The 19,663-nt window shown below is 52.1% G+C and carries 15 protein-coding genes; 9 read left to right on the top strand and 6 right to left on the bottom strand.

What is annotated here, in order from left to right:
• The first annotated feature begins 14 nt into the window (after positions 1-14).
• A complete protein-coding gene (locus Q4E93_RS30315) occupies positions 15-2,102 on the top strand; it encodes a hypothetical protein (RefSeq protein WP_303591691.1) in 2,088 nt (695 codons plus the stop codon).
• Here the strand turns inward: Q4E93_RS30315 and Q4E93_RS30320 are convergent, their stop codons facing one another.
• Both Q4E93_RS30320 and Q4E93_RS30325 read right to left on the bottom strand, forming a co-directional pair.
• Positions 2,103-2,855: an ABC transporter permease gene (locus tag Q4E93_RS30320; protein WP_303591692.1), complete on the bottom strand. Its 753-nt coding sequence runs from the start codon at positions 2,853-2,855 to the stop codon at positions 2,103-2,105. It abuts the gene before it with no gap.
• A 70-nt stretch (positions 2,856-2,925) separates the two neighbouring features.
• Positions 2,926-3,723 carry an ABC transporter ATP-binding protein gene (locus tag Q4E93_RS30325; RefSeq protein ID WP_303591693.1) on the bottom strand — a complete coding sequence of 266 codons (798 nt, stop codon included), beginning with the start codon at positions 3,721-3,723 and terminating at the stop codon, positions 2,926-2,928.
• Between the two features lie 149 nt (positions 3,724-3,872).
• Here Q4E93_RS30325 and Q4E93_RS30330 point away from each other — a divergent pair, with 149 nt between their 5' ends.
• The 5 genes from Q4E93_RS30330 to Q4E93_RS30350 all read left to right on the top strand — a co-directional run bounded on the left by Q4E93_RS30330 (position 3,873) and on the right by Q4E93_RS30350 (position 11,746).
• Positions 3,873-5,495, top strand: coding sequence for a tetratricopeptide repeat protein (locus Q4E93_RS30330; RefSeq protein ID WP_303591694.1), 1,623 nt, complete (start codon positions 3,873-3,875; stop codon positions 5,493-5,495).
• A 255-nt stretch (positions 5,496-5,750) separates the two neighbouring features.
• Positions 5,751-8,531, top strand: coding sequence for a TonB-dependent receptor (locus Q4E93_RS30335; protein ID WP_303591695.1), 2,781 nt, complete (start codon positions 5,751-5,753; stop codon positions 8,529-8,531).
• A gap of 21 nt (positions 8,532-8,552) precedes the next feature.
• Positions 8,553-9,926 carry a hypothetical protein gene (locus tag Q4E93_RS30340; RefSeq protein WP_303591696.1) on the top strand — a complete coding sequence of 458 codons (1,374 nt, stop codon included), beginning with the start codon at positions 8,553-8,555 and terminating at the stop codon, positions 9,924-9,926.
• 10 nt (positions 9,927-9,936) lie between these two features.
• Positions 9,937-11,277, top strand: coding sequence for a histidine-type phosphatase (locus tag Q4E93_RS30345; RefSeq protein ID WP_303591697.1), 1,341 nt, complete (start codon positions 9,937-9,939; stop codon positions 11,275-11,277).
• Positions 11,278-11,362: 85 nt separating this feature from the next.
• The gene (locus Q4E93_RS30350; protein ID WP_303591698.1) at positions 11,363-11,746 is read left to right on the top strand and encodes a hypothetical protein; all 384 of its coding nucleotides are present in this window, start codon (positions 11,363-11,365) and stop codon (positions 11,744-11,746) included.
• A 58-nt stretch (positions 11,747-11,804) separates the two neighbouring features.
• Here the strand turns inward: Q4E93_RS30350 and Q4E93_RS30355 are convergent, their stop codons facing one another.
• Entirely contained in the window at positions 11,805-12,227 is a 423-nt protein-coding gene (locus tag Q4E93_RS30355) for a hypothetical protein (protein ID WP_303591699.1), read from the bottom strand.
• Positions 12,228-12,723: 496 nt separating this feature from the next.
• Positions 12,724-13,134, bottom strand: coding sequence for a hypothetical protein (locus tag Q4E93_RS30360; RefSeq protein WP_303591700.1), 411 nt, complete (start codon positions 13,132-13,134; stop codon positions 12,724-12,726).
• Between the two features lie 314 nt (positions 13,135-13,448).
• Between Q4E93_RS30360 and Q4E93_RS30365 the strand changes: the two genes are divergently transcribed.
• A complete protein-coding gene (locus Q4E93_RS30365; RefSeq protein WP_303591701.1) occupies positions 13,449-16,667 on the top strand; it encodes a S41 family peptidase in 3,219 nt (1,072 codons plus the stop codon).
• Here the strand turns inward: Q4E93_RS30365 and Q4E93_RS30370 are convergent.
• Both Q4E93_RS30370 and Q4E93_RS30375 read right to left on the bottom strand, forming a co-directional pair.
• Positions 16,625-17,527, bottom strand: coding sequence for an ATP-grasp domain-containing protein (locus tag Q4E93_RS30370; protein WP_303591702.1), 903 nt, complete (start codon positions 17,525-17,527; stop codon positions 16,625-16,627). The genes Q4E93_RS30365 and Q4E93_RS30370 overlap by 43 nt on opposite strands.
• Positions 17,514-17,975 (bottom strand): rhodanese-like domain-containing protein, encoded by a 462-nt coding sequence (locus tag Q4E93_RS30375; protein WP_303591703.1) that lies wholly within the window; start codon positions 17,973-17,975, stop codon positions 17,514-17,516. The genes Q4E93_RS30370 and Q4E93_RS30375 overlap by 14 nt, the downstream gene beginning before the upstream one ends.
• Before the next feature lie 85 nt (positions 17,976-18,060).
• On the opposite strand from Q4E93_RS30375, the gene Q4E93_RS30380 reads away from it, so the two are divergent.
• Both Q4E93_RS30380 and pdxR read left to right on the top strand, forming a co-directional pair.
• Positions 18,061-18,378, top strand: coding sequence for a GntR family transcriptional regulator (locus Q4E93_RS30380; RefSeq protein WP_303591704.1), 318 nt, complete (start codon positions 18,061-18,063; stop codon positions 18,376-18,378).
• On the top strand, positions 18,375-19,649 hold the full coding sequence (pdxR, locus tag Q4E93_RS30385; protein ID WP_303591705.1) for a MocR-like pyridoxine biosynthesis transcription factor PdxR: 1,275 nt from the start codon (positions 18,375-18,377) through the stop codon (positions 19,647-19,649). The genes Q4E93_RS30380 and pdxR overlap by 4 nt, the downstream gene beginning before the upstream one ends.
• Positions 19,650-19,663: the final 14 nt, after the last annotated feature.

The following is a 19,663-nucleotide window of genomic DNA, read 5'->3' on the forward strand; positions in this document are numbered from 1 at the left end:
CCATAACCCTATTTATGAGAAGAACGATCCTGTTAACCGTATTGAGCTTTTTTGTTTATTGTTCCCAGGCCCAGAATGACAGTACCCGGCTGGATGTCGGAGGTGTCGTATTAAAACGGGCATTTACCCAAAACATTTCCATTAAAGGCCAGGACCTGGAAAAGATGCCTTTTGCCACTTTGTCGGAAGCTATCAATGTCTGGTTGTACGGCTCCTATACCGATGCTTCCCATATCTCCTATGTAGTGGATGGAAATATCCTCAGTGATGTGAACAGCTACAGCATTCATGATATCGAGGAGGTCGTGCTGGTGCAAAATGCGGCGGCTCTCACCGGGCTGGGAGGCGGTCAGCCACAGATGGTGGTGATCACTACGCGGAAGGGCAAAGGAAGATCCGGGATACAAGGCGCGGCGCAGACCTTTTTGGTGCACAGTCCCCGTTCGACGACCAACTTATATCACCAATATTATTTAGGCGCTTATCGCAACTTCGATAAAGTGAGCTTCGGGCTTTCGGCCAATTACCTCAGGGATGCGGAACCGCTGTCAAAGACCAGCGACCTTCATGTCAGCACTCCCCAACATATGGACCGCTGGCGGCTGAACGGTTATTTTACCTGGCGGCCGGACAGGAAGAATGAGATCGATGTGCATGCGGGGTTTACCCGCCAAACCATCGGTGCTGAATTCGACAGTTCCATCGTTTATAGCCCCACGCGGTACAACGCTCATTACAAGACACGTGAGCCTGTCAACCTCTTCCTGCCCTGGCTGAGATGGCATGGCGAGTGGGTGCGAGGATTAAGGAACGACCTGCAGGCGGGGCTTGCTACCGGGCTGGATAAAGGGAATAGCTGGTTTTTGGAGGCGGCGACCGATAATAACGCAGACCGCCATTATTCAGAGGTCAATGCGACGATGCACACGGATCATGTGTATATCCGGGACCGGCTGAGTTACACGCTGCAGGCGGGGGGCTGGAGCATAGAACCTGCTTTCAATGCATCGTATCAACATTTCAAGTATGCATCTTCGGCGATCGCTTATAACGAGACGGGACCTAACGTAGGGCCTGGCGCCGGCAATCAGGGCATGGGGTCGACCAGTGGCTATGAGCGTGGCCTGAGCGCCAATCTGTATGTCCTGATCCCGGCTGTGGAGATCAGTTATAAGGAGGGGATCAATGTACAGGGCGGCTTTACGGCAAATGTTTCCCATGCCAGCGGCAACCAGCAGGGGCTTAAGCGGGTGTTCCCTTTTGCCAGCGCTACGGTGGATCTGCTGGGCCTGGGGAATACGGCGCACCACAGCAGCCTGAAGCTGTTCGGATCCTATGCTCAACGGGATGCGTTTGTCTTTACGGACTACAGGCTAAGGGATCTTTCCGATAACAGCACTGTGTTTTTCAACGCCCTGACCTACGGAGGAGTGACGTGGGGAGGGGGGCTGCCGGTGGGGTTCCCTGGCGTCAACAACATAAAATATTTTTGGGTTTGGCAAACGGGGACAAGCTTTGCCGGCAAGGACAACCGGTGGCAGTTGAGCTACCATCTGGAACGGCTGAATTTTGCTACCCTGGGATCCAATTTACTGCCGGGAGGATACACGACCGGTGTATATCCCGAATGGAAGTCCGTCCGGCATTTCCTGGCTTTGCGGGTGCGGATAGTAGATAAGGGCGCTTTCAGCTGGGAATCGGGATTAACGGCCACCACTATCCAGAATAAGACCAATTTTTATCCTGAGGTTTATGCGAGTACCGCGAATGTCCCCCTGGGGGATCATGCGAAGGGTAATGACAAGCCTTCCTGGACGGGGGGATGGACACACCGGCTGCGGTACAAGGATCTATCCGTAGGAGTGGATATGTCGTATCATTTCAACCGGGAAATCAATGCTTCCGTGCTCAGCGGTATTTACTCTTATAGCCGGGCCAATACTTTTCTTTTACAGCATATCTATATAGGTTACCGGGTGCATTTACCCGGGATAACCGGCCTGGAGGTCTATGCCGATAGCCGGGGGCTGGTCCGCAGCGATAAATCCAATGCGCTGGACTCGCGGAGATATTATGGAGTGGGAGGAAAGATCACGATATGATCACCGGCTATTCCAACGGAACCACTTAATGCCAAGGAAGGCGAATACAAAAGTATAACCGAGGGTGACCAGGAGGGCCATCCAGCTATGCTCATTCCAGGTGGAGGGAGTAAGCGCTGCCGATACGATGTGCTTGACGGTGCCATAGGGAGACCATTTAACGGCGTCTCCGACCTCTTTTCCCAATACGCCCAGCTCACCGAACATTCCGATCATGATAAAGGCAAAATAGACCAGGCGGGTCGTGACGTTCACTGTCTCGGGATTTTTGATCAATCCGACGATGACCTGCCCCAGGCTGAGGTAAACGGCTCCGCCAACGATGGCTATCAACAGGCCGCCGAAGTAGCCGCCTGCGCTGATGGTGATGCCGTCAAACTTATATCCGACGAGAAAAAGCACCAGTGTTGTTATGACGATCATCATCAGTTGTACCGTCAGGCGGCTGGCCATGATGGTCCAGTTGGAGGCCGGCGCTACCCGCAGGCGTTGGAATATGCCTTTGTCCCTGTCACGCGCCACCGTATTGGAATAGCCCATCAGCCCGATGGCCGTCAGGCCTACAGTAATGCAATTCGAGAGGACAAAGGCGCCCCCGAATTTCGGTACGAGGCCTTTCCAGGAAATGAGGATGATGGTGGGGACCAGGACGACGAGCAGGGAAGCCCGGCGGTTACGCCATTGCGTGGTCAGGTCCGCTCTCAGGAGGTGGGAGAATACAGTATAGGTGGAAGGGAGGGTGGTAGTGGACATGGGAGTGTGGTTAGGTGAATGAAGTATGATTAAGTGAATGAAGTGTTATCGGGTGTTTGAATGAATGGTTTCAGGAACGGATCTCGGTACCTGTCAGGCCGATGAAGACGTCTTCCAGCGTAATTTTTCCTTTGCGTGAAGCGCGGATGACTTCCGGGTTGCCGCGGTTCGTGTCGATGAGGGCCTGGGGCGTATCGATAGCGATGATCGTGCCGTGGTCGATGATAGCGATGCGATCGCAGACGGATTCCGCTTCTTCCATGGAATGGGTGGTGAGCAGGATGCCGTGACCTTTTTCTCTCATGGCTTCGATCCTTTCCCAGAGCTGCCGGCGGGATTGGGGGTCCAGGCCTGTGGTGGGTTCGTCCATCAGCAGGAGCCTGGGTTCGTGGATGGTGGCGATGAGCAGGGATACCCGTTGTTGCTGACCTCCGGACAGCTGTCCATAGCGTTTGTTGGCGGCGTCCAGCAGCTTGATATTGGACAGGATGCCATCTATCCTTTCTTTTGATAAGGAGACTCCGTAAATGCCGGCGTATAATCTTATGATCTCGGAGACGGTGAGCTCCGGCTGGAAGCTGGTGGCCTGTAATTGAACGCCCATGCTGGCCCTGGCGTAAAGTGGTTGTTCACGGGTGGAATAGCCTGCTACGCGGATGGTGCCGGAGTGAGGCTTGAGCAGACCTTCCACGGCGCTGAGCGTGCTGGTCTTGCCGGCTCCATTGGGGCCCAGGAGCCCGAAGATCTCACCTGGCCGGACGTTGAAGCTTACATTACGGACTGCCTGAAAGGCGCCATAATAAACGTTGAGGCCTTCCACCTCGAGGACGAGGGACGTATGGTTAGTGTTGGTTATGGGATCGTTCATGGGTGTAAATATATGAGAAGAGAGAGGATGGGGCAACGAAAGGCCGGTGATTTCCGGTGAAATTTCCGGTGGAAGCAGGGGATTTGGCGGTAAAGAGGGAGGGGGCTTAACAATTACATAATCTTAAGTTCCTTTCTTTGTATCCACGGATGAAGTATTTATATAATGTATTGTTAGGACTGGTCTTATGCATTTCAGTCAGGGGGCAGGAGAATGATCGTGCGGAGCTGGCGTATACGCAGCGGCTGAGCCAGCGATTTCCGGACAGCGCCTTCTTATTATTAAAGGAGATGTATACGCAGTCCATTGCCAAGAAGGACCGGGCGAGCACGGCAACCTGTCTTCAGCAGATGGGGCAGATCAGTTATTACCTGGGCAATTATTCCCAGGCGTTGGATTACCATTTACAGGCGGATAAGATCTTCCGGGAAGTGGGGCGCCGGGAGCAGACGGCGGCGAACCTGGATGATATGGGCATATTATATTATTACAACCGGCAGCTGCCCCTGGCGCGTAAGCAATATGACGAGGCGCTTGCTTTATACAATCAGTCGGGCAATGGCGAAGGGCTGGCGAATACCTATGGTAAGATCGGTCATCTCTATGAGAAGCAACGGAAATATGACAGCGCTTTCCTGTATCAGCGGCTGGCTCTGGCGCAATATCAGCGTATAGCGCATAAGCAGGGGATGGCCAAGATCTACGAGAACATGGGCAGCATCTATGAGGACCTGGAACGTTATGACTCGTCGAATTATTATTTCACTGCTGCCCTGCAATTATATGAACAATCCGGCGATCGGGTGGCCAGCATCGAGGTGGTCAATAACCTCGGCGACGTACTCCGAAAGACGGGGCATTATCCCGAGGCCATTGTACAGACCAACAAGGCGCTGGCATTGGCTATGCAGACCAATGACCTCTATGAGAAGGGGGCTGCTTACCGGGACCTTGGGAAGGCTTACCATTTATTGGGTAAGGAGGACAGTGCTTACCATTACCTGGAGCTTTCCCGACGCGCCACACTGGATATCTATTCCGGGGAAAACAACCGGCAAACGGCCTTTCTCAGCGTGCTGTATGATATAGATAAGAAGAACGACGAGATCGTCCGGCTGGAAAATGCCCACAAAATTACTGTCATCACTACTATTGCGGTGATCATCGTCGTTGTCCTGCTGATCGTATTAGGCGTTGTCATCATCAGCCGGCAGCGTTTGAAGATCAGGAATGAGCGTCTGACGGGCGAGCAGGACCGGCAGATCTATCGCACGCAGCGGGAGCTGATGCAGGCTGAGCTGCAGAACCGCCGGTTGCAGGAGGAAAAGCTGATGCAGGAGCTGGAAGTAAAACGTAAGGGACTTACCAGCAGTACCTTGCATGTGATCCAAAAGAACCAGCTGCTGGAGAATCTCAGGGATCGCCTGGCTGTTCTTGTAAAGGACGACAAGCGCGACCAGAAAAAACAGCTGCAGCAGCTGATCCAGCAGATAAACCTCAACTTCAACCACGACCAATACTGGAATGAATTCCGCGAGACCTTTGGGCAGGTGCATCAGCAATTCTTCGACAACCTGAAAAGTCACAACGAAGAGCTGACGGGCAATGATCTCCGCCTTTTATCCCTCATCAAGCTAAACCTCGCCTCGGGCGATATTGCCACTCTGCTGGGTATTTCCCAGGATAGTTTAAGGGTATCGCGGTACCGGCTGAAGAAAAAGCTGGCCTTACATAATGGAGAAAGCCTGACGGCTTTTGTCCAATCGTTGTAAGCTACAAGCTACAAGCTACAAGCTACAAGCTGCAAGCTTAGTTTTGTCAGGCGACTTTGTGTTACGGTAACAATTTGGTAATGGAGGATCTTGTTCTTTGAACATGATTGATAACCATGCGATTGAATGCTGTTTGTCTATGCTGCTGCTGCCCGGTCTACGTCCCTTGCTACGCTGTTCCCATTTTGTTCATCCGGTGTTTTTCGCTTTTGCCGGGCGTCTGTGCACATTTGCATCGCAAAAAAACTAACTACAATGAAGTATTTATTTCCCCTATTACTCTTACTGTCGGGTGCGATGGCGGCTCAGTCGCAGACAGTGGTCCTACGAGGTTCCGTAGTGGACCGGCAGACCGGAGAGCCTTTGCAGGGAGCAACTGTAGAGATCGAGGGCCGGGATGGTTCCGGCACCAGGGGAGGGGCAAGGCTGGTGGCCGGATTGGACGGGACTTTTGTCTTACGGGATCTTCGGGCCGGCGATTATAAGATCAGGGTGAATGCCATTGGATATGGCAAATATGAAGCGGATGTTGTTGTGCGGGAAGGTGGTAGTACTATGAGGATCGATATGGAGCGTCGTCAAACGGAGCTGGAGATGATGCAGGTCTCGGGGCGTCATGACAGGGGTTCCGAGCGGGCCTCCCTCCTGGCGGACCGCCGGGCTGACATCGTGCAGAATTCGCTTTCTGCCCGGAGTATCGAGATCTCCCCTGATCTTTCGGTGGCGAATACGGCTCAGCGGATCTCGGGTGTATCGCTGGAAAGGAGCTCTAATGGAGAAGGGCAGTATGTCATTATCCGGGGGATGGACAAGCGGTATATCTATACATTGGTGAATGGGATCAAGATCCCCAGCCCGGACAATAAGAACCGTTATGTACCGCTGGATATTTTCCCTGCGGATATGCTGGACAGATTGGAGGTGATCAAGTCGCTTACTCCCAATATGGAATCGGATGCCATTGGCGGGGCGGTGAATATGATCATGAAGGATGCGCCTGCCAGATTTTCCGTCAATGCAAATGTTGCTGCGGGGTATGCCAGCAAGTTCTTTACCCAGGACTATACGCATTTCAGCAGTGGTCCCAGTCTGGATCTGAGCCCACGTCAGATCAACGGACCTTCGTATGTGGCTACCATGAAGGATTTCCCTGATAATGCTTTCAGTCATGACACGCGGCACCATCCCCTTGCCTTGCTGGGGGGGCTGTCCATGGGAGGAAGGGTTTGGCATGATAAGCTGGGGATCCTGATCGGGGCCAGCTACCAGAACAATTACCGGAATGTCAATTCGGTATTTTTCAATACGGAGATGGCCAGTAATGGGGCTACCAAGGTAACGGGCATCGAGGACCGAAAATATTCCATTCAGCAGCAGCGGAGCGGCGTGCATGCGAAGCTGGATCTTACACCGGATGCAAGGAATAAGATAAGCCTGTATGGGGCCTGGCTCAATCTGATGCGGAATGAGTTCCGGATGGCTTCCGACACCAACCTTCAACTGGGGCGGGTGGGGCCGGGGTTTGGCCGGATCAACAATACCTACCGTACCCTGCACGACGTGCAGCAAATGGTGAATGCCACATTGAAAGGGGAGCATCAGATAGGTGACAGGCTGAAGCTGGACTGGACGGGAGCTTATTCCAAAGCGACGTTGAACAGGCCGGACGAAGGCGTCCTGAATGTTAGCACCGGCGTAAGTAAGGACTCTACGGGACATGCGGTGCATGCGCCTTCGACCTTATTCGAATCGGACAGGATCTTTGCCCACAGTTCGGACGAGGATAAGAGCGGCTATGCCCATCTTACTTATCGTACCCGGATCGGGGGTGTCAGGACAGACTGGCTGGCAGGCGGTATGTACCGGAGCAAGAAGAGGACCAGCACTTATGACGATTATGAGCTGCGTCCCGCCAGTCCGAGCAACCAGCAGTATGACGGGGATATCCGTCACAATCATTTCGAAGTATTCAACGGTCAGGGAACTTTTTCCGATGCCCTGAACTACACGGCGAAGGAGAATGTAGGGGCCGCCTATCTTATGTTGAAGCTCGACTGGCATAATTTCCTGATCACCGGCGGCACCCGTATAGAGAATACGGATCTCAGCTGGGCCAGCAACCTGCCGGAAACCGCGGAGGGCAAAACAGGTTCTGTAACTTACTATGATGTGCTGCCCAGCGGCAATATCAAATATTCCCTCAATGCCAGGCAGGCCCTGCGTCTATCGTACTATTCAGCCATCAGCCGTCCCAATTTTTACGAGATCATACCGCACGTGTCCAATGACGCGGATGCGGACTATGACGAAAAAGGCAATCCGAACCTGAAGCATACGGTGTCGGATAACCTGGACCTTCGTTATGAGCTCTATCCCAAGGGGCTGGATCAGTTCGTGGCAGGCGTATTTTACAAGCGGCTGAAAAACCCCATCGAATATGCGTTGGTTAACGAGGGCACGTTTGTATACTACGAAGCGTATAATTTCGGGAATGCCACGAATTATGGGTTGGAGGCTGATATGACGAAATTCTGGAGGTGGTTTGGCATCAAGGCCAACTATACGTACACCCATTCTTCCATTACGACCACCAAGCAGCAAAATTACCTCATTACGGGCGGGAGCACCAACAGAATGATGGATCAGACCAGGCCTTTACAAGGGCAGTCCAAGCATATCGCCAATCTGAGCCTGCTCTTCAAGGATGATGGCAGAGCCGGGCTGAATGCGCAGCTGGCCTTCGGGTATACCAGTGCGCGGATCAATACGGTGTCTCAGTTCCTGGACAATGATATCTGGCAGAAAGGGTTTGCTCAAATGGACTTTTCGGCGGAGAAAAGAGTTACGCGGCGGTGGTATGTATATGCCAAGGTGAACAATATCCTTAATACACCTTTTCAATTGGAGATACGGCAGCCCTATACCGGTGTGGATGTAGTAGGGGATGTGAAATATCAGACCCCCGGCAAAAATACTTTCGTACGGAAGGACACTTACGGGACCAATTATCTGCTGGGAGTGAAATTTAAATTTTAGTAAGCATTCAAATCAACTACGATGAAACTTTTCAATTATCATATATCGATGGCGGTGGCCGTTGTGCTGCTGGGGGCTTGCCATAAGGAAGAGACGGTGCATGTATCCGCCAGGAAAGAATATATCAGCCAGCCCATTACCAGCGATACGCTGACGGGCGCCATCAAGGGAACGTTGCTCGGCGGAAAGACCTATTATTTCTCCCGGGATATAATCATCAACGAGGGTGATACCGTGCTGATGCAGGAAGGCGCCAGATTGATAGCGATCGGAGACGGCAAGACCGCGGAGACCAGCCCGCAGGTGACCTGTAACGGCACTTTTATCAGCCTGGGCACCGCCGGGCATAACAATTTCATTACCGTACCGGAGGAACTGCGTACGACGGCGAACATCGGCAAGGGATTCTGGGGCGGCATTCAATGCGGCGCCACCAGCGGGGATGTCATCCTCAAGTGGACGCATATCGAGTTTGCAGGCGGGCCGGCGGGGGCTGCGCCCGACCTGAGTGTCTTCAAGCCCAAGGACCCGCGCAACTGCCTGAGCTATACCAATATCAATGGTAATTTCATCATGGAGGATTGCTGGGTATATGGCACCAAGGACGACGGGATGCGCATACTCCACGGGCATGTCAGCGTCATGCGCAATACCTTCGAGGCTTGCGGGCTCTCCGGCGGCGAAGCCTTCAACCTGAAGAACGGCTGTCTTGGGGACGTAGCTTATAACCTTGTGATCGGTGCGGCCACCAACGGCTTCAAAGTCAGCAACAGCGGTGACGGTCCTGTGCAGACAAAAATTTATCTCTACAATAACACCATCCTCAACTGTGGGTTCCGCCAGCAGAAAACAGGCCGCGGAGGTTCCATCAATTATGAGAAGAACGCGCAAGGAAAGATCTACAATAATATGATCATCAACTGTAAGTATGGTTTGCGGCTGACCCCGGACGCGGACATGATCAATACCGCCTATAACCATCAGTTCTTTTATGCCAATGATCCAAGACTGATCAGTGAATTCTATGCTTCAGACGGCAAGGGAGTGGCTCAAGGCGCCGACGTAAGGAGTGCGACCCCTAAGGCTAACAACCCTTTATTTGCGACTTATGATGTCAACCAGTTCGATTATATGACGGCCGGCACGCTGACGCTGGATATTTCGCAGATGCCTATCGGCATTATCAATGCGCAGGCTTATGATCTCAGCTTACTTCCCGGCAGTCCGGCATTGCTGAAAGGGGACGCGGATGCTTTCAAGGCGCAGCGGACGGTGCCACAGGGAGGAGCTTATGGAGCGAGCACGTTGAACCCCAATACGGATATGGGGGCTTATCCCACGAATGGCCCGGGCAACCTGCATAAAGTGTCCAGTATTTCTGTTAAATGGAATTAATCATACGATGATGAGAAAATTCTTCTTAGGCGCAGGGATGGTGTTAGGCATATACGTTATGGGGTGGGCGCAGGAAGGCACTTCCTCTCCGGGTTACCTGGGGACCAAGACGCCGTATGTATTTTCCGGGGGGGCTGCTACGCCGCCTCCGGCGGGCTTCCGGCCTGTGTTCATCAGCTATGCGGGCAGGCATGGCGCCAGGTTCTTAACGAAGGAAGGTACGGATCTGCAGGTCTTGCGGGTGCTGCAGTCGGCGGAAAAAAGCGATGGGCTTACAGAAATGGGGTTGCGGGTGGCTAAGATCGTCCGGCATTTGCTGCGTGTGGGCAAAGGGAATTATGAGCGGATTACTTTACTGGGAGAGTTAGAGCAGGCGGCTATCGGGGAAAGGATGCATCAGCACTACGGGTCTGTTTTTACGGGCAGGGGATTGGAAGTGGTGACCACGTGGAAGCTGCGGACGCAACAGAGTGCGGCGGCTTTTTTAAAAGGATTGGGGAAGTACGAGGGGGCATTAAAGTGGGAGCGGGCGCCTGATTCGGCGGATACTGCCTTGCGCTTTTATGATCTTTCGCCTGCGTATCAGCGATATAAGAAAAGCAGCGGGGTAAAGCGCAGCCTGGATAGCCTGGACAAGGATGAAAGGACGGCGGCTACGGCGAAGCGGGTCTGTGCGCGGCTGTTCCGTCCCGCATTTGCCCGGCTGATGGAGGGGGGAGGAATTGCTTTTGTCGATGATCTTTACGATCTGTATTCGATCGGGTGGTCCATGAGCGGAGAACTGAAGGCCGCCGGTGATCCTGGTGACCGGGAGGGCCTGGGGGCTGCATTTGACAAGGACGGCCTGGAATGGCTGGATTTCAGGAACGGGGCGGCGGATTTCCTTGAAAAGGGACCCGGCTTTGATTCCGTGGGGATCCAGGTGAAGGTGGCGGCGCCGTTGCTGGCGGATATTATCAACAGCCTGGACCGGGCGGTGGGGAAGGCAGACGCTCCTGATGCCGTGCTGCGGTTTACCCATGCGGAGGCGATCGCCCCACTTGCGGCCTTGTCGGGTATCCGCGGGGCCAGTAGTTCTGCGCGATCGATCTATCTTTATCATGATCATTGGCGTGCGGAGGATGTTATTCCTTTAAGCGCCAATATTCAATGGATCCTGTATGCCGGGGACGGCGGGACATACCTGGTCAAAGTGCTGCTGAATGAGCGGGAGGCGGCGCTGCCTGTGGCTACCCGGCAGTGGCCCTATTACCAGTGGGAGGACCTGCGGGCGTATTATGTGGGAAAACTGGGGGAGTTGGGAGTGGGGTTAAGGGAGAATATGCAGGAATATCTAAGGGGATTGGAGTAGGGAGTTGGGTTAAGGTTTTGCTATCATAAAGAGAGAATTTGGTCAGGTGGCTGAAAGGGTTAATTTTATGCATAATAATAACTATATGCGCAAAATATTTTACTTGCTCGTTGTCCTGCTGCTGGCTAGTGTAGCTGGTGTGCATGCCCAGTCTCTGAAGGGAACTTCCTGGAAATTATATGTGGATGAATTGCACGACACGCTGACGTTTCATGTGGGCGCGGATACTTCTTATACTACCGATGGCAGTGGTGAAGTGGTGGTCCGTTGTCTATCCAGGATCAGCAGGGATACCATTACGCTAAAGGATATAGAGGGGAAATATGCCTGTCCTGGCGGAGAGGGCGTGTATACCTATGTTTTTCTTGCGGATGGGCTGACGTTAAATATGGTGACTGATCCTTGTGATAATCGCAGTAATGCGATCAACGGAGTGAAGTGGGTACGGGGGAAGGATAGGGGGAAATAAAAGTATTTCTGAATTAATTAAGGATAACCCCGTCGGCAGGCCGACGGGGTTTATATTTTTAGAGCTTTGTTACTACTGTTTGTTCAGTGATCGTCCGGGTTACAGCGAACTGGCGTACTATTTCGTTAGCGCTGTTGCGGATGATGAAAGTGGGGCGGATCTCTGTCTGATCGTTTTCGAAATAAATGGATTTGCTGAAATGCGCATCGCTGAACTGTTTGCGATAAACGACATCACCGGCGTCGTTGCGGATGATCAGCCAGAATTTTTCATTTGTGGGGTTCTGGAAGTCTACGTGAAAGACAACGTGCTGATCGTTGGCGCCGACATATTGAACGGTGACCTGTTCGTCATTGAGCTTTGCTTTATCATTCTTGCCGCCGTTAGCCAGACTGGCGAGGGGATTGCTGATAAAGATAACAGCTGCTACGGCTGCTACAGAGATTGCTTTTACTACACGGCTGTTTAATTTGTTGTTCATAACTCTATTTTTTAAATTTTGTCTTTACTAAGATTGTGAAGGCTGACAACCGAAAGAGAGCAGAACAATCGAGAGAGAAGGCAAAGCGGGAAGCAATCAGGAGGGGCAAGTTTTTCGATGCTGGAGAGGCAATCGTTGGATTTCTTTGGACTTGATGATACAAATATAGAAATAGATCAATGGGGTTGCAAACCTTGTTTTGGGTGGTTTTATTATGGCAAACGAGGATTTCTAGCGTTGAAAGGATTGATAATAAATGGATTAAAATGGATTCTTACATGATGGGTAACGATAGATATTGTTTTTTTTAATATAGGTGCAATTGTTGTTAAGGTGTGATCTACATCGGTATTTAAGTGGTCTATATTAGATAACAAAAATATAACATAGGTGAAATAAGGGCATAAAAAAAGCTGCCCGTGGGGGCAGCCTTTGCTCTTTTGACCGATGGCTTCTGAGAGATCTTTTTCCTATCTATTACAACTTCAATTACGGATTATAACTTCGTTACAACGGTGCTTTCAGTGATGGTGCTGGTTACTGCGAACTGGCGCACGATCTCGTTGGCGTTGTTACGGATGACGAAAGTAGGGCGGATATCAGCTTCTTCTTTCTGTACGTATACCGATTTGCTGAAATGCACGTCGCTGAACTGTTTGCGGTAAACTACGTCACCGGCGTCGTTCTTGATGATCAGCCAGAATTTTTCGGCAGTAGGGTTTTCGAACTCTACGCGGAAGGCAACCTGGTCTGCGGTGGAACCGATGTATTGAACGGAAACCTGTTCGTCGGAGAGCTTTTCTTTCTTGCTGCCGTCGTTAGCCAGGCTGGCCAGGGGGTTGCTTACAAAGAATACAACTGCTACTGCTGCTGCTGTCAGGGTCTTTACTACATGATTGCTTTTCATAATATTTTGTTTTTGTTATTTACGAAATTTTGTTAACTATTCGTATGGGGAAGCAATCATCTCTTTTGACAGTACAAAAATAGGAAGGCGGAGGGGGGCATACAAGCCTAGTTTTTGCCGTTTTTATTACGCCAAACCGGACTTGCGTCGGCTGAAACCCTTGACAGACAAGGGATTTAACATTTTTTTGATATGATTACCAAGGGTTTTTCAGGGGGAAGACCGGGCTGGAAAAGAGTGCAAAAGTTCATTGTAAATGGAAAAACATGCGATGTGGGGAAAGGGAATGAGGAGAAAATACTTATTTTCAGTATATGAAGAAACTACTGCTTCTACTCGCCATCGGCTGCCGATGGCTGGTAGGTTATTCGCAAGAGGAACCTTTATGGATGCGTTATCCTGCTATTTCGCCTGATGGGCAAACCATATTATTCAGCTATAGAGGTGATATTTATAAGGTGCCGGTGTCGGGAGGGACGGCTGTGCCGCTGACTATCAGTGAGGCGTATGAGTTCTCGCCGGTGTGGAGTCATGATGGAAAATACATTGCATTTGCCTCTGACCGGTATGGAAATTTCGACGTATTCGTGATGCCGGCCACGGGCGGAGAGGCGCGCAGGCTGACCTACCATTCCATGGGCGAGATACCCAGCAGCTTTTCGGCGGATGATAAGAAGGTGATCTTTTCCGCTCACCGTCAGGATATTTCCACCGATGCGCAATTCCCTATTACGTTGATGTCGGAGCTATACAGCGTACCCGTCAGTGGAGGTAAGGTGAGCCAGGTATTGCCCGTACCTGCATTAGCGGCAACTGTCAGCGCTTCGGGAGATAAGTTGATATATGAGGACCTGAAGGGTTACGAGAACAACTGGCGCAAGCATCATACTTCCGCCATTGCGCGGGATATCTGGTTGTATGACATGAAAGCGGGTAAGTATTCCCGACTTACCAAATTCAACGGAGAGGATCGTAATCCTGTCTTCGACTCCAACGATAAGGATTTTTATTATCTCAGCGAGCAGAGCGGCTCATTCAATATATATAAGAGCAGTGTGCAGGACCCGGCTACTTCGACGGCTCTTACTCATTTCAGCAAGCACCCGGTGAGGTTTTTGACCAGGGCCAATGACAATACGCTGTGTTTTGGATTCGATGGAGAGATCTATATTAAACGGGGGGCGGGCGAGCCGCAAAAAGTGCCTGTGCGGATAGCCGAAGATGGCCGGGTAGTAGTGGAAAGAACGTTGCCGGTGAATGGAGGATTGACGGAAATGAAATTATCGCCCAATGGCAAGGAGATTGCTTTCGTGTTCCGGGGCGAGATCTTTGTCGTCAGCGTAACGGGCGGGGTCACCAAGCGGATCACCAACACTCCCTGGCAGGAGCGGGGTGTCAGCTTTAGTCCTGACGGCCGCAATCTTGTTTTTGCCGCGGAGAAGAATGGCAGCTGGAACATCTATACGGTGTCCATCAGCCGTAAGGAGGAGCCTTATTTCTATGCATCTACCGTGCTGAAGGAGGAAACGGTGATCGCCACGGGCGCGGAGGAATTTCAGCCGGCTTATTCTCCCGATGGCAAGGAAGTGGCTTACCTGGAGGACAGGGTGACATTGAAAGTGGTTAACCTGGCCAGCAAGAAGGTGAGGGCCATTCTACCTGCCGACAGGAACTATTCGTATGCCGACGGGGACCAATATTATCAATGGTCGCCTGACGGAAAATGGTTCCTGGTGCAGTTCGGCCCGCCTGAAAGGGTAATGACGCCGGAGGTAGGACTCATCGCTTCGGATGGGAAGTCACCTGTGATCAACCTCACGCTCAGCGGATATAATGATGTCAGTCCCAAGTGGGCCATGGGTGGGAAGATGATGATCTGGGGTTCGGACCGGGATGGAGCCCTGCAACAGGGAGGCGGCTCTATCACTGGAGATGTGTTCGGAATGTTCTTTACGAAGGATGCTTTTGACCGATTTAAGCTTTCCGAGGAGGATTTTACCTTATTGAAAGAGCAGGAGGAAAAGAAGGATAAGGATAAGAAGAAGGACAGTGCGGACAAGAAAAAGGATAGTCCAAAAGAGATCAGGATCGAATGGGGTAACCTCACGGACCGTAAGCTGAAGCTCACTACGCATACATCGAATGCAAATGACTGGTTGTTGTCCAAGGACGGGGATAAGCTCTACTATCTTACTGCGTTTGAAAAAGGTGTTGACCTGTGGGTGACGGAGCTGCGTACCCATGAGACAAAGCTATTTGCAAAGCTGGGGGTTCGCTATGGAGGTATGGAGCTGTCGAATGACGGGAAATTTATTTACGTACTGGCAGAAGGCAAGGTGAGGAAGATCGACGTTCAAAGCGGCAAGGCCGAGCCGGTGGCCATCGATGGAGAGATGTTGTTGAAGGAGCCGGAAGAGAAGGCTTATATTTTCGATCATGCCTGGCGGCAGGTGAAAGCGAAGTATTATGTCGTGGATATGAATGGCGTGGATTGGGATTTTTATTATACGGCATATAAGAAGTTCCTTCCGTACATCAATAATGATTATGATTTTGCGGAAATGCTCAGTGAGATGCTGGGTGAGCTGAATGTCAGCCATACCGGGTGCCGGTATTCCGGCAACAGCCAGCGGGGGAATGACCAGACGGCTTCCCTGGGGATCTTGTATGATTACAGCTATACCGGGGCGGGTCTGAGGATCACGGAGGTCATCGACGGAGGGCCACTGGACAAGTCGGCCTCGAAGACGCGTCCCGGCACGATCCTGGAGAAAATAGATGGAGTGGCTATCTCCGACAGTATCGATCATTATAGTTTGTTGAACAGAAAGGCCGATAAGCTTACTTTATTATCGCTGTATGATCCCCTCACCCACGTGCGGTGGGAAGAGACGGCGAAACCTATTTCCATGGGGGAGGAGAATCAGCTGCTGTACAACCGGTGGGTGAGGATGCGCAGAAAGGAAACCGACTCTTTATCCGGTGGGAAGATCGGGTATATCCATGTGCGGGCCATGAATGACGCGAGCATGCGGGTAGTGTTTGAAGAGGCATTGGGCCGCAATATCGGTAAGGAAGCCCTGATCATCGATACGCGCTTCAATGGAGGCGGCAATATCCATGAGCAATTATCGGATTTCCTCAGCGGCAAAAAGTATTTCGACATCATACCGCATGGGCAATATGTAGGGTCGGAGCCATCTGAAAAATGGGTGAAGCCCTCGATCGTATTGATCGGCGAATCCAACTATTCCGATGCGCATCTTTTCCCAGCGGCGTATAAGCTAAAGAATATAGGAAAAACCCTGGGCATGCCGATCCCGGGGACGGGTACCTTTGTCTGGTGGGAAACGCAGATCGATCCCGGGCTGGTATTTGGCATGCCCATGGGCGGATGGCGGGCGCCGGAGGGGTATTTCGAAGAGGGACATCAGATGGAGCCGGACATACCTGTACGCAATGAGCCGGATGTCCTTTCAGCCGGTCATGATCAGCAGATAGCCGCGGCTGTGAAAGAGCTGTTGAAGAAATAGGCGAACTGCTGAATAGCCAGGGTATTGCCATTGATGAAAAGAGAGGGCTCTACCAGCTCCAATTCCATTAAGGTAAAGATCTTTTTGTGCATGACACCGTCCACCCGTGCATACAGCAGTCGGGGGGTGGAGGTGAAAGGGACCGCTTTGTCCAGGATGGCTGTAGCCTGGCGAATGATGGAAGGCCCTGGCCGGGAGGGCCGGCTGTGTCCTCCAAACTGCTCCTGCACCCTGAAGTCACCTTTCTTTGCGGTCTTTTTAACCGCATGGCTATATTGCTGGCCGAAGAAGATCAGGGAATATTCTCCATCCGACTCCACTTCATCCATGAATTCCTGGATCATGTATTTACCTGTATGTAGCAGCTGGCGCAGTCTGGCGGCGTCCGGTGCGGCGGTTGTTGGAGTAGTGATCCAGGTGTTGTGTGCGGTGGCGGAGATACAGGGTTTGATCACGGCCTTTTGCCAGCCTGTGTCCTGGAAGATGCTGTCCAGGCAGGCGTTGTTGTGATTATCCAGGAACAAAGTCGGAGGCAGGGGTACGTCCAGGTGCCGCAGGTCAGCGAGGTAGCTTTTATCCATATTCCATTCCAGTATGTCAACGGGATTGGCTACCTGCAATGGATAGCTTTCCAGGCGGCGGAGCCAGTGAAGGAAGGCCTGGGGATGCAGGTGATAGTTCCAGGTCGAACGGATGATCACTGCGTCGTAACGACCCCAGTCAATGGAGATGTCGTCCCAGGCCGCGGCCTCTACCTGATGGCCGGCGGCAACCAGTGCTGCTGCCAGGGTGCTGTCGTCCTTTGCCAGGTCCGGGCAGGAACTGCAGGTAGCAAAGGCGATCCGTTTATTCGCAGCCACAGACGAGGGGATTTGAGGATAATGGACCTTTTTCCGTTGTATATCCGTCGTATTTCCACCATTCCAATCCGCCGATCATTTCTTTTACGAGAAAGCCCAGGCTGGCCAGTTTGAGGCTGCCCTTGGTAGAAGCATTGCACCCGATGCCGTCGCAATAGACGACCATCATTTTTTCTTTGGGAAGGAAGGCGGTGGTCTCCAGGTTCATGTGTTTGTGCGGAATATTGATGGCGCCGGGGATGTGTTCCCTGGTGAAGCTTTCATGCGAGCGGGCATCGATGACGACAAAGTTGTCGATGCCATTTTCCATGTCGGCATAGACATCGGAAGGTTCTGTCTCGTGACAGAGTTTGTGCATAAAGTAGGCGACCATGGATTCGCTGCTTTGAGGAAGGTACTGGGTGATGCGTCCTCTCGTGTTGAAGTAGGTACTGGTGAGTGTAGTCATTGTTTTTGGTTTAGCTAAGTCAAAGATATTTGTAACTTGGTACTAGGAATTGGTCCAATTTAAATGAATTTAATAGTACCGCTTTATGAGCAGAGCGTCCAGGCAGTTATCGCTGCCATTTATTCGTATCGACCGAAAGGTGCGGCGACCAGCGTATCAGCAGCTGTATGATGGGATTCGCCTGGCTATCCTGGAGGGGAGGCTACGGCCGGGGGACAGGCTACCTGCCACGCGTTTGATCGCGGAAGAGCTGGGGGTATCGAGGAATATTGTGGTGATGGCTTTCGAGCAGCTGGGGATGGAGGGGTATATACGGGGAAAGAGCGGGTCCGGGAGCTTTGTGGCGGGCTTTGAGCTGGAAGCTACAAGCGACAAGCGACAAGCTACAAGCTTCGAGCTGTGAGCCGTGAGCTGCGAGCGGGGAGTGAGGAGGTGCGAGGGGAGAGTGATGAGCTGCAAGCTTCAAGCGACAAGCTGCAAGTGGAGCGTGAGGAGGTTCAAGCAGAACGGAGATTAGGGGGAGATTTTTTACGGACATTGCAGCGGGTGGTGTTACCACGTAACACCCTCCGGGAGGAGATATTGCCTTTTCAGACGGGGCAGCCTGCTTATGACGCTTTTCCGTTTGCGGTGTGGAGCAAGCTGGCGGCCAGGGTATATCGCTACCTGGATTTTCAGCATCTGGGATATGAGGATGCGGCCGGCTATTTTCCTTTGCGGGAAGCGATCGCGGACCATCTGCGGGTGAACCGGAGCGTACAATGCGAGGCGGACCGGATCCTCATCGTCAATGGTACGCAGCAGGCACTTGCATTATGTGCTCAGCTATTACTGCAGCCGGGGGATCGTTTCTGGATAGATAATCCCGGGTATGTGAATGCACGTGCCGTTTTTACACTGTTTGGCGGCGAGCCATGTCCCATACCCGTGACAGGGGAGGGGCTGAATATCGACTATGCGATCCGACATCATCCGGATGGGAAGCTGGCTTATCTCACGCCATCTCACCAGGATCCCGTGGGCGGCACTTTACCGTTGGCACAACGGCTCAGGCTGCTGGCATGGGCAAATGACCACCGGTGCTGGCTGATCGAGGATGATTATGACAGCGAGCTCCGCTACCGGGGCAAGCCTATTCCGTCCCTGCAGGGGCTGGACACGCATGGGAATGTCATTTACACCGGCACTTTCAGCAAAGTCCTTTTTCCGGCCCTGCGCATTGCGTATATGGTGCTGCCGGACCGGGAGACCTTCCAGGCATTCAAATCATTGAAAGCGTTGAATGACCGGCAGTCGCCGTTGACGGATCAGCTGATACTGACAGATTTTATCAAGGAAGGCTACTTTCACCGGCATCTGCGTAAGATGCGAGGAATCTATAACCAGCGATTGCAATGCCTGTTAAGCGAATTGCAGGCTCATCTCTCCGACCGCCTTTCATTCACGGATCCTTCCGCGGGGATGCATCTGGCGGCTTATTTTTCGACGCCAGTCGATGAGGTACGGCTCATGCAGGCGGCGGCAGCCAGGAAGCTGGTGTTACCCAGTCTGCGGGAATATACATTGGGGGCTTACGATCGTCCGGGCATTCTGCTGGGATATGCCGCGTTTCCCGAAGAAAAGATCCGTAAAGCAGTGAGGGCGCTGGCAGAATGCTTTGCTGAAATTAGTTGATTTTGTCAACTAAT

Origin of the sequence: Flavitalea plasmicola (genome assembly GCF_030546645.1) — a bacterium.
Lineage (GTDB): Bacteria > Bacteroidota > Bacteroidia > Chitinophagales > Chitinophagaceae > Puia.

Bases quoted from the DNA above. Each gene is read 5' to 3' on its own strand.
- Q4E93_RS30315 (WP_303591691.1), top strand. From the start codon at position 15: ATGAGAAGAACGATCCTGTTAACCGTATTGAGCTTTTTTGTTTATTGT.
- Q4E93_RS30320 (WP_303591692.1), bottom strand. From the start codon at position 2,855: ATGTCCACTACCACCCTCCCTTCCACCTATACTGTATTCTCCCACCTC.
- Q4E93_RS30325 (WP_303591693.1), bottom strand. From the start codon at position 3,723: ATGAACGATCCCATAACCAACACTAACCATACGTCCCTCGTCCTCGAG.
- Q4E93_RS30330 (WP_303591694.1), top strand. From the start codon at position 3,873: ATGAAGTATTTATATAATGTATTGTTAGGACTGGTCTTATGCATTTCA.
- Q4E93_RS30335 (WP_303591695.1), top strand. From the start codon at position 5,751: ATGAAGTATTTATTTCCCCTATTACTCTTACTGTCGGGTGCGATGGCG.
- Q4E93_RS30340 (WP_303591696.1), top strand. From the start codon at position 8,553: ATGAAACTTTTCAATTATCATATATCGATGGCGGTGGCCGTTGTGCTG.
- Q4E93_RS30345 (WP_303591697.1), top strand. From the start codon at position 9,937: ATGAGAAAATTCTTCTTAGGCGCAGGGATGGTGTTAGGCATATACGTT.
- Q4E93_RS30350 (WP_303591698.1), top strand. From the start codon at position 11,363: ATGCGCAAAATATTTTACTTGCTCGTTGTCCTGCTGCTGGCTAGTGTA.
- Q4E93_RS30355 (WP_303591699.1), bottom strand. From the start codon at position 12,227: ATGAACAACAAATTAAACAGCCGTGTAGTAAAAGCAATCTCTGTAGCA.
- Q4E93_RS30360 (WP_303591700.1), bottom strand. From the start codon at position 13,134: ATGAAAAGCAATCATGTAGTAAAGACCCTGACAGCAGCAGCAGTAGCA.
- Q4E93_RS30365 (WP_303591701.1), top strand. From the start codon at position 13,449: ATGAAGAAACTACTGCTTCTACTCGCCATCGGCTGCCGATGGCTGGTA.
- Q4E93_RS30375 (WP_303591703.1), bottom strand. From the start codon at position 17,975: ATGACTACACTCACCAGTACCTACTTCAACACGAGAGGACGCATCACC.
- Q4E93_RS30380 (WP_303591704.1), top strand. From the start codon at position 18,061: ATGAGCAGAGCGTCCAGGCAGTTATCGCTGCCATTTATTCGTATCGAC.